The following is an 8459-nucleotide window of genomic DNA, read 5'->3' on the forward strand; positions in this document are numbered from 1 at the left end:
CCCGCCCCGCGCGCGTCCGCGGTACGCGGCCCGGTGCGCCCCTTTGCGCCCGGTCGCCCCGCGGGCCGCCCGTCCTCACGGCCGCGCAGCCATGCGACCGCCATGCGGCGCAGGCGCAGCCGTGAGCCCGGGGCGGCGCTCTCGGTCGGTTCCATTCCCGTCCCTCTCCCAGCCGGCGGTGCCCACGCCACGCGACCCGATGCCCGACGACCCTCAGCGGCTCCGCGGTGGAAAGCCCTTACCCCGGACCCCTCACGAGTACGGGGTTGCTCCGACCGCAGCTGGGCACGGCAGGCGCACATCTCAACAGTAGGCCGCAGAAGGCCCGTACGGGCACCGGTCGCCGACGGTTGCCCGAATGCGCCCCAGCCACCCGTATGCATCTGATATGCGCCGATCAGCCGACCTTCAACCGCTACTCCTCGGCCGAAAGAGCGACGTCCGCCGCGGCCTTCGGACCTTGCTCGAGGAGGACGGTGAAGCCGTCCTCGTTCAGAACCGGCACCTTGAGCTGCATCGCCTTGTCATACTTCGTCCCGGGATTGTCACCCACGACGACGAACGACGTCTTCTTGGAGACGGATCCGGTCACCTTCGCCCCCTGGCTCTGCAGCGCCTCCTTCGCGCCGTCCCGGGTGAAGCCGTCCAGGGTTCCGGTCACCACGACAGTGAGCCCTTCCAGCGGACGCGGCCCCTCGTCCTCTCCCGACCCCTCGTCCTCCATGCGGACACCGGCCGCTTTCCACTTGCGGATGATCTCCCGGTGCCAGTCCTCGGCGAACCACTGCTTGAGCGAGGCGGCGATGGTCGGGCCGACCCCCTCGGTGCCCGCCAGCTCCTCCTCGGTGGCCTGCTCGATGCGGTCGACGGAGCGGAACTCACGGGCCAGCGCCTCCGCCGCGACCGGACCGACATGACGGATCGACAGACTGGTCAGCACGCGCGCCAGCGGGCGCTCCTTGGCCGCCGCGATGTTCGCCAGCATCGCGACCGCGTTCTTCCTCGGCTCGCCCTCCTGGTTGGCGAAGACGGTGGCGATCTTCTCCTCGCCGGTCTTCGGGTCCCGCTTGGGCAGCCCGCTGTCCTGGTCGAGGACGTACGCCTTGATGGGCAGCAGCTGCTCGATGGTGAGGTCGAACAGGTCGCCCTCGTCTTGCAGCGGCGGATCCTCCGGCTCCAGCGGCCTGGTCAGCGCCGCCGCGGCGACATAGCCGAAGTGCTCGATGTCCAGCGCCCTGCGCCCGGCCAGGTAGAACAGCCGCTCCCGCAACTGTGCCGGGCACGTACGGGCGTTGGGGCACCGCAGGTCGACGTCGCCCTCCTTCATCGCCTTCAGCGGCGTACCGCACTCGGGGCACTCGGCGGGCATCACGAACTCGCGCTCGCTGCCGTCCCGCAGGTCGGCGACCGGGCCGAGGATCTCCGGGATCACGTCACCGGCCTTGCGCAGCACCACCGTGTCGCCGATGAGGACGCCCTTGGCCTTGACCACGTCCTGGTTGTGCAGGGTGGCGAACTCGACCTCGGATCCGGCCACCGTGACCGGTTCGACCTGGGCGTACGGCGTGACCCTGCCCGTACGGCCCACCCCCACGCGGATGTCGACCAGCTTGGTGTTGACCTCCTCGGGCGCGTACTTGTACGCGATGGCCCAGCGCGGCGCGCGCGAGGTGGTGCCGAGGCGGCCCTGCAGGGAGATCTCGTCGAGCTTGACGACGGCCCCGTCGATCTCGTGCGCCACGGAGTGCCGGTTCTCGCCGTAGTACGCGATGAACTCCCGTACGCCGGCGAGGTCGTCGACCACCCTGTTGTGCTCGGAGGTGGGCAGGCCCCAGCTCTTGAGCAGGTCGTAGCCCTGGGAGAGGCGGGTCATGCCCTTGTAGCCCTCCAGGACGCCGATGCCGTGCACCACCATGTGCAGCGGACGGGAGGCGGTGACCCGGGGGTCCTTCTGGCGCAGCGAACCGGCCGCCGCGTTGCGCGGGTTGGCGAAGGGCTTGTCACCGGCCGCGACCAGACGGGCGTTGAGCCCCTGGAACTTCTCCATCGGGAAGTAGACCTCCCCCCGGACCTCCACCAGGTCGGGCACCTCGTCGCCCTTCAGCCGGTCCGGGATCTCGGCGATGGTACGCACGTTGGGCGTGATGTCCTCGCCGGTGCGGCCGTCGCCGCGGGTCGCCGCGCGGACCAGCCGCCCCCGCTCGTAGGTGAGGTTGACGGCGAGGCCGTCGACCTTCAGCTCGCACAGGAAGTGGAACTTCTGCTCGCCCAGCTCCTTGTGGATGCGCTCGGCCCACGCGGCGAGGTCGTCGTCGTTGAACGTGTTGTCGAGGGAGAGCATGCGCGAGACGTGCTGCACGGAGGTGAACTCCGTCTCGTACGCACCCGCGACCTTCTGGGTCGGCGAGTCCGGGGTGCGCAGCTCCGGATGCTCCTCCTCCAGCGCCTCCAACTCCCGCAGCAGCCGGTCGAAGTCGGCGTCGCTGATGACGGGGGCGTCGTTCACGTAGTACCGGAAGCGGTGCTCCTCGATCTGCTCAGCGAGCCTGGCGTGCTTCTCCCGTGCCTCGGCGGGCACGCTCGTCGTCTCCGCTTGCTTGTCGCCGGCCACCGTGTGTCCTCCCGTTACTCTGGGTTGTCCGCGAGGGATCTCGCCGCCCGGACGCAATGGGCGAGGGCCCTGCGCGCGTACTCCGGGGAGGCCCCCGCGAGTCCGCACGCCGGAGTGAGCGTGACCGCCTCCGGGAGGAGTCCCGGCCGCAGCCCCAGCCTGCGCCAGAGCGTCCTGACATCCATGACGCTACCGCCAGGGTCCGACAACGGTCCGTCCGTGCCCGGGACGACACCGGCGAACAGCCGGGTCCCGCTCTCCACCGCTTCCCCGATCGCCTCGTCGTCACGCTCGGTGAGGAGGGAGAAGTCGAAGGAGACCCCCGCCGCGCCCGTCCGGCGCAGCAGGGCGAACGGGACGTCCGGTGCGCACGAGTGGACCACGACGGGCCCGCCGTCGTGAACCCCGACGACGTCCCGCAGCGTGGCCTCGACGAGCTGCCGGTCCACCGCGCGGTGGGTGCGGTAGCCGCTGGCGGTCCGCACCTGTCCGCGCAGTACGGCGGTGAGGGAGGGTTCGTCGAGCTGCAGGACGAGCCGCGCGCCGGGTACGCGCCGCCGCACCTCGGCGAGGTGGAGGCGCAGTCCCTCGGCGAGGGAGGCGGCGAGGTCGCGGCAGGCGCCGGGGTCGGAGAGGGCGGCCTCGCCGTTGCGCAGTTCCAGGGCGGCGGCGAGCGTCCACGGGCCGACCGCCTGGACCTTCAGGGGCCCCTGGTACTCCTGGGTGAACTCCTCCAGCGCGTCGAGGTCCTCGCCGAGCCAGGAGCGGGCGCGCCTGGTGTCGCGGCCCGGGCGGTCGCCGAGGCGCCAACCGCTGGGTTCGACGCGGGCGTAGAGCTCCACGAGCATGCCCGCGGTGCGGCCGATCATGTCCGCGCCGGGGCCGCGGGCGGGGAGTTCGGGGAGGTGGGGGAAGGTCTCGAAGCTGCCGGTGACCGTTTTGGCGGCTTCCCGGGCGTCCCCGCCCGGCATGGAGCCGATGCCGGTGGCGGGGCCGAAGCTGGACTGGCTGTTTTCGCTCACCCGTAGAGCGTACGGAGGTTTTTCGCCCCCGCCGCCCCCACCCGTCCCGAACCTGGGGCTCCGCCCCAGACCCCGCTCCTCGAACGCCGGAGGGGCCGGGGGCCGGACGGGCGGGAGGGTGCGGACGGAGTGTGACTACCGCCCCGGTCGGACCGTCAGGTCGTTGATCTCCGCGTCGGCCGGCAGGTCCAGGGCCGTGACGATCGTCGTGGCGACCGACTCCGGGTCGATCCACTTCCCGGGGTCGTACTCCTTGCCCTCCTGCCGGTGGACCTTGGCCTGCATGGGGCTGGCGGTGCGGCCGGGGTAGACCGAGGTGACGCGGACGCCGCCCGCGTGCTCCTCGTGGCGCAGGGAGTCCGCGAGGGCCTTGAGGCCGTGCTTGGAGGCGGCGTAGGCGGCCCAGTCGGCGTGGGCGGCCAGGCCGGCGCCGGAGTTGACGAAGATCACGTGGCCCCGGCTCGCGCGGAGCTGGGGCAGGAAGTGCCGGGTCAGCTCGGCGGGGGCGATCAGGTTGACGTTGAGCTGGTGCCGCCAGGTCTTCGGGGTCAGCTCGCCGACCGGGCCGAGGTCGACCACGCCGGCGATGTGCAGGAGGGAGTCCACCCGGTCCGGGAGCGACTGGTGGGAGAAGGCCCAGGAGAGCTTGTCCGGGTCCGCCAGGTCGCCGACGAGGGTGCGGGCGCCGGGGAAGGCGGCCGCCAGTTCCTTCGCCCGGCCCGCGTCGCGCGCGTGCAGTACGAGTTCGTCCCCGCGCGCGTGCAGGCGGTGGGCGACGGCCGCGCCGATGCCGGAGCCCGCTCCGGTGATCACATGTGTAGCCATGCCCGCCATGCTCGCATCACCGGGCGGTCACTTTCCGCCCAGGCTCTCCTCCAGGTAGGCCAGCGCGCCCACCGGCTCCTCGGCGAAGAACACCAGGTCGGTGAGCGGACGGGGCAGGAAGCCCTCGTCCTCCATGCGGCGGAACTGCTCCTTGAGGCCGTCGTAGAAGCCCGCGGTGTTGAGCAGCACCACCGGCTTCTCGGTGTGCCCGTGCTTCTTCAGCTCCAGGATCTCGGTCGCCTCGTCGAGGGTGCCGGTGCCGCCGACCATGATGACCACCGCGTCGGCCTTCTCCAGCAGCAGCCGCTTGCGCTCGGCGAGGTCACGCGCGATCACCATCTCGTCGACGCCGTCGCGCGCCTTCGCCGCGAGGAACTCCACGGAGACGCCGAGGAGCCGGCCGCCCGCCTCCTCCACGCCGTCGGCGACGACCTTCATCAGGCCGACGTCCGAACCGCCCCACACCAGCGTGTGCCCGCCCTTGCCGAGCAGCCGCGCGAACTCCCGCGCGGGGCGTGTGTAGCGTTCGTCGAGGTCGGCGGCGGAGAGGAAGACACAGATGTTCACGGACCCACAGTACGGGTCCGGTCGGACATCGCGGTCAGCCGCATCTTCGACTGCCGGTGCGGCAGCTCCTCCCAGTCCTCCATGAACCGCGCGGTGAGGCCGTGCCCGGCGGCCAGTTCCACCAGCGTCCTGGTCCGGTAGTAGAAGTCCTCGTGCAGCACCTGGTGCTCCTCGCCCTCCGTGCGGTCGAAGGTGAAGTCGAAGAACCCGCCGGGCGCGAGCACCCTCCCGACGTGCGCGAAGCACTCCTCGATGACGTGCCGGGGCGAGTGCGAGAAGACGCTGTGCGCGTGGACGACGTCGAAGTGCCCGTCGGGCAGGAAGGCGAAGGTGAGGTCGTTCGCGAGGGACAGGTACGGCACCTTGTCCTGGAGTCCGTCGCGTACGAGGGTGTCCTGGGCGGCGAGCAGGATGTGCGGCGAGATGTCGATGCCGTAGTAGTGGCCGGGTTCCAGGTGGCCGATGAAGTGGCGTCCCGCGCGGAGGTTGCCGCAGCCGATCTCCAGCATCCGGTGACCGGGCCGCAGCCCGTGCCGCAGCAGGTAGTCGAACTGCATCCGGCCGATGCGCGCCCACTGCTCGCGCGAGGGGTTGTGGCCGACCGCCGCCTCGGCGCCGCGGGCCGCGTCGGAGGCCATCACCGCGCGGTAGTAGGCGATGTGGTCGCGGTTGCGCAGCCGCAGCCAGGTGTCGCGCAGCGCGCGCCGCGCGTGGGCGGGGACGCGCCCCGGATGGCGCAGGGCGTAGCCGGCCCGGTGGGCGAGGGTGCCGCGGTTCCGGCCGGTGTCCTTGGCTCCCATGGGTCCTCCTGCGGGTCCTCCTCGGGAAGAAGTCCGCTTCAGCGTGCGCTGTACTCAGGGAGTCGGCCACCTGAGGAGGGACGATCGTGACCACGGGCCACCGCATCACCATCGAGGCCAGTGACCGGCACGTGCGCGTGGTGCACGGCGGGCGGGTGCTGGCGGAGAGCGACGGGGCACTGCTGCTGAAGGAGACGGGCTGTCCCGACCGGTACTACATCCCGCCGGCGGACGTACGGCTCGACCTGCTGGCGCCCTCGGAGACCCACACGCGCTGTCCCTTCAAGGGCACCGCCTCCTACTGGTCGCTGCCGGACGCGGCGGACCTGGCCTGGGCGTACCCGGAGCCGAAGCCGGACGTCGCGCGGATCAAGGACCACCTCTGCTTCTACGAGGTCGAAGTCGGCTGATCACGTAAACGGGTTGTGCTGGGCGAACGCGCCGCCCGCCTCACCGATGAATGGCGCCCCGTGCGGCAGTCTGGCGTGACATGGACAAGAACATCTCTTCGCGTGACGGCACCTCCCTGGCGTACGAGAGCGCCGGGCGGGGTGCCACGATCGTTCTCGTCAGCGGCGCGATGTCGACGGGCGGCACGGTGGCCCCGCTGGCGGCGCCCCTCTCGGAGCGGTTCCGGGTGGTCGTGTACGACCGCCGGGGCCGGGGCGGCAGCGGGGACACGGCGCCGTACGCGGTGGAGCGCGAGGTCGAGGACCTGGCGGCGCTGATCGGGGCGGTGGGCGGCGAGGCCGCGCTGTACGGCGTCTCCTCGGGCGGCGCGCTGGCGCTCAGGGCGGCGGCGAGCGGACTGCCGGTGCACCACGTCGCCGTGTACGAGACGCCGTACGCGATGTCCGCGGAGGATCTCGGGGAGCGTGCGCGGTACACCGAGCGGCTGACGGCGGCGCTCGCCGAGGGGCGGCGCGGGGACGCGGTGGAGCTGTTCCTGCGGCTGACCGGCCTCGGCGAGGACGTCATCCAGGGCGCGCGGCAGTCACCGATGTGGGCCGGGATGGAGTCGATGGCGCCGAGCCTCGCGTACGACGACGCCGTGATGGGCGACGGGAGCGTGCCGCGCGAGCTGCTGTCGTCGATCCGCGTCCCGGTGCTGTCGATCGCGGGCGACGCGAGCCCGGCGTGGATGCGTGAGGCGGCGCGGGCGATCGCCGAGTCCGTCCCCCGGGGCACGTACCGCGCCCTGGGGGGCCAGACCCACATGGTCGAACCGGACGTCCTGGCGCCGGTCCTGGCGGAGTTCTTCACGTGGTGAGCGCCCCGCCGGGCCTTGAGGAGCGCCTTCAGGCCGCGCCGGCCGTCGCCCGCACCGTGGACGCGATCGTCGCCGAGCCGACCACGCGGGTGCCGTCGTACAGGACGATCGCCTGGCCGGGGGCGACGCCGCGGACGGGCTCGGTGAAGGACACCTCCAGGGAGCCGTCGACGAGTTCCGCCGTCACCTCCGTCTCGCCGCCGTGGGCGCGCAGCTGGGCGGTGTAGGTGCCGGGGCCGGTGGGGGCGGCGCCGCACCAGCGGGGCTTGATCGCGGTGAGGGCGGTGACGTCGAGGGCCGCCGCGGGGCCGACGGTGACCGTGTTGGTCACCGGGGAGATGTCGAGGACGTAGCGGGGCTTGCCGTCGGGGGCGGGGGTGCCGATCCGCAGGCCCTTGCGCTGGCCGATGGTGAAGCCGTACGCGCCCTCGTGGCTGCCGACCTTGGTGCCGGACTCGTCGACGATGTCGCCCTCGGCCTTGCCGAGGCGGTTCGCGAGGAAGCCCTGGGTGTCGCCGTCGGCGATGAAGCAGATGTCGTGCGAGTCGGGCTTCTTGGCGACGGCCAGCCCCCTGCGCCCGGCCTCCGCGCGGATCTCCTCCTTGGTGGTGACCGTGTCACCGAGGGGGAACATCGCGTGGGCGAGCTGGCGGTCGTCGAGCACGCCGAGGACGTAGCTCTGGTCCTTGGCCATGTCGGAGGCGCGGTGCAGTTCGCGGGTGCCGTCCTCGCGCAGGACCACCTGGGCGTAGTGGCCGGTGCAGACCGCGTCGAAGCCGAGCGCCAGCGCCTTGTCCAGCAGGGCGGCGAACTTGATCTTCTCGTTGCAGCGCAGGCACGGGTTGGGGGTGCGGCCGGCCTCGTACTCGGCGACGAAGTCCTCGACGACGTCCTCGCGGAAGCGGTCGGCGAGGTCCCACACGTAGAACGGGATGCCGATGACGTCGGCGGCGCGGCGGGCGTCGCGCGAGTCCTCGATGGTGCAGCAGCCCCGCGCGCCGGTACGGAACGACTGCGGGTTCGCGGAGAGCGCGAGGTGGACGCCGGTCACGTCGTGGCCCGCTTCGGCCGCGCGGGCGGCGGCGACGGCGGAGTCGACTCCGCCGGACATGGCGGCCAGGACGCGGAGGGGGCGGGAGCGCTGCGAGGTGTCAGTCATAACCCCTCCAGGGTACGGGGGGACGGGAACCACGGCCGCCGGGTATCCGTTCACGATCACATGGGGGCACGGAAGGCATCCGAGGACGGGGACCGGCGCATCGGGCGGCGGGCCCTGATCGTGGGCGGCGTGGCGGCAGCGGCGGGCACGGCGGCGCTGGCGCGGGACGAGCTGGCGCGGCTGTGGTGGCGCCTGCCGGGCGTCG

At 72.2% G+C, this 8459-nt stretch carries 8 protein-coding genes and 1 pseudogene; 3 read left to right on the top strand and 6 right to left on the bottom strand.

Annotated features, from left to right (window positions below; translation table 11 throughout):
- Positions 1-415 precede the first annotated feature (415 nt).
- The 5 genes from ligA to B7767_RS01920 all read right to left on the bottom strand — a co-directional run bounded on the left by ligA (position 416) and on the right by B7767_RS01920 (position 5825).
- Positions 416-2611, bottom strand: a complete 2196-nt coding sequence (gene ligA / locus B7767_RS01900) for an NAD-dependent DNA ligase LigA (protein WP_085570548.1) — start codon at positions 2609-2611, stop codon at positions 416-418.
- Positions 2612-2625: 14 nt separating this feature from the next.
- Positions 2626-3633, bottom strand: coding sequence for a methionine synthase (locus B7767_RS01905; protein ID WP_085570549.1), 1008 nt, complete (start codon positions 3631-3633; stop codon positions 2626-2628).
- 135 nt (positions 3634-3768) lie between these two features.
- Positions 3769-4467 carry an SDR family oxidoreductase gene (locus tag B7767_RS01910; protein WP_085570550.1) on the bottom strand — a complete coding sequence of 233 codons (699 nt, stop codon included), beginning with the start codon at positions 4465-4467 and terminating at the stop codon, positions 3769-3771.
- An 18-nt stretch (positions 4468-4485) separates the two neighbouring features.
- Entirely contained in the window at positions 4486-5025 is a 540-nt protein-coding gene (locus B7767_RS01915; protein ID WP_085570551.1) for a TIGR00730 family Rossman fold protein, read from the bottom strand.
- Complete coding sequence (locus B7767_RS01920) at positions 5022-5825, bottom strand: class I SAM-dependent methyltransferase (protein ID WP_085570552.1); 804 nt, start codon at positions 5823-5825, stop codon at positions 5022-5024. The genes B7767_RS01915 and B7767_RS01920 overlap by 4 nt, the downstream gene beginning before the upstream one ends.
- An 86-nt stretch (positions 5826-5911) precedes the next feature.
- On the opposite strand from B7767_RS01920, the gene B7767_RS01925 reads away from it, so the two are divergent.
- Together B7767_RS01925 and B7767_RS01930 are read left to right on the top strand one after the other, a co-directional pair.
- A complete protein-coding gene (locus tag B7767_RS01925; RefSeq protein ID WP_085570553.1) occupies positions 5912-6235 on the top strand; it encodes a DUF427 domain-containing protein in 324 nt (107 codons plus the stop codon).
- Between the two features lie 80 nt (positions 6236-6315).
- On the top strand, positions 6316-7095 hold the full coding sequence (locus B7767_RS01930) for an alpha/beta fold hydrolase (RefSeq protein ID WP_085570554.1): 780 nt from the start codon (positions 6316-6318) through the stop codon (positions 7093-7095).
- A 28-nt stretch (positions 7096-7123) separates the two neighbouring features.
- On the opposite strand, the gene mnmA is transcribed toward B7767_RS01930, so the two are convergent.
- Complete coding sequence (mnmA, locus tag B7767_RS01935; protein WP_085570555.1) at positions 7124-8254, bottom strand: tRNA 2-thiouridine(34) synthase MnmA; 1131 nt, start codon at positions 8252-8254, stop codon at positions 7124-7126.
- Here mnmA and B7767_RS47650 point away from each other — a divergent pair.
- Positions 8237-8459, top strand: a pseudogene (locus B7767_RS47650) (N-acetylmuramoyl-L-alanine amidase); the annotation flags it as partial. The gene mnmA and the pseudogene B7767_RS47650 sit on opposite strands and share 18 nt — an antisense overlap.

Origin of the sequence: Streptomyces sp. 13-12-16, assembly GCF_002114215.1 — a bacterium.
Taxonomy (GTDB): Bacteria; Actinomycetota; Actinomycetes; order Streptomycetales; family Streptomycetaceae; genus Streptomyces.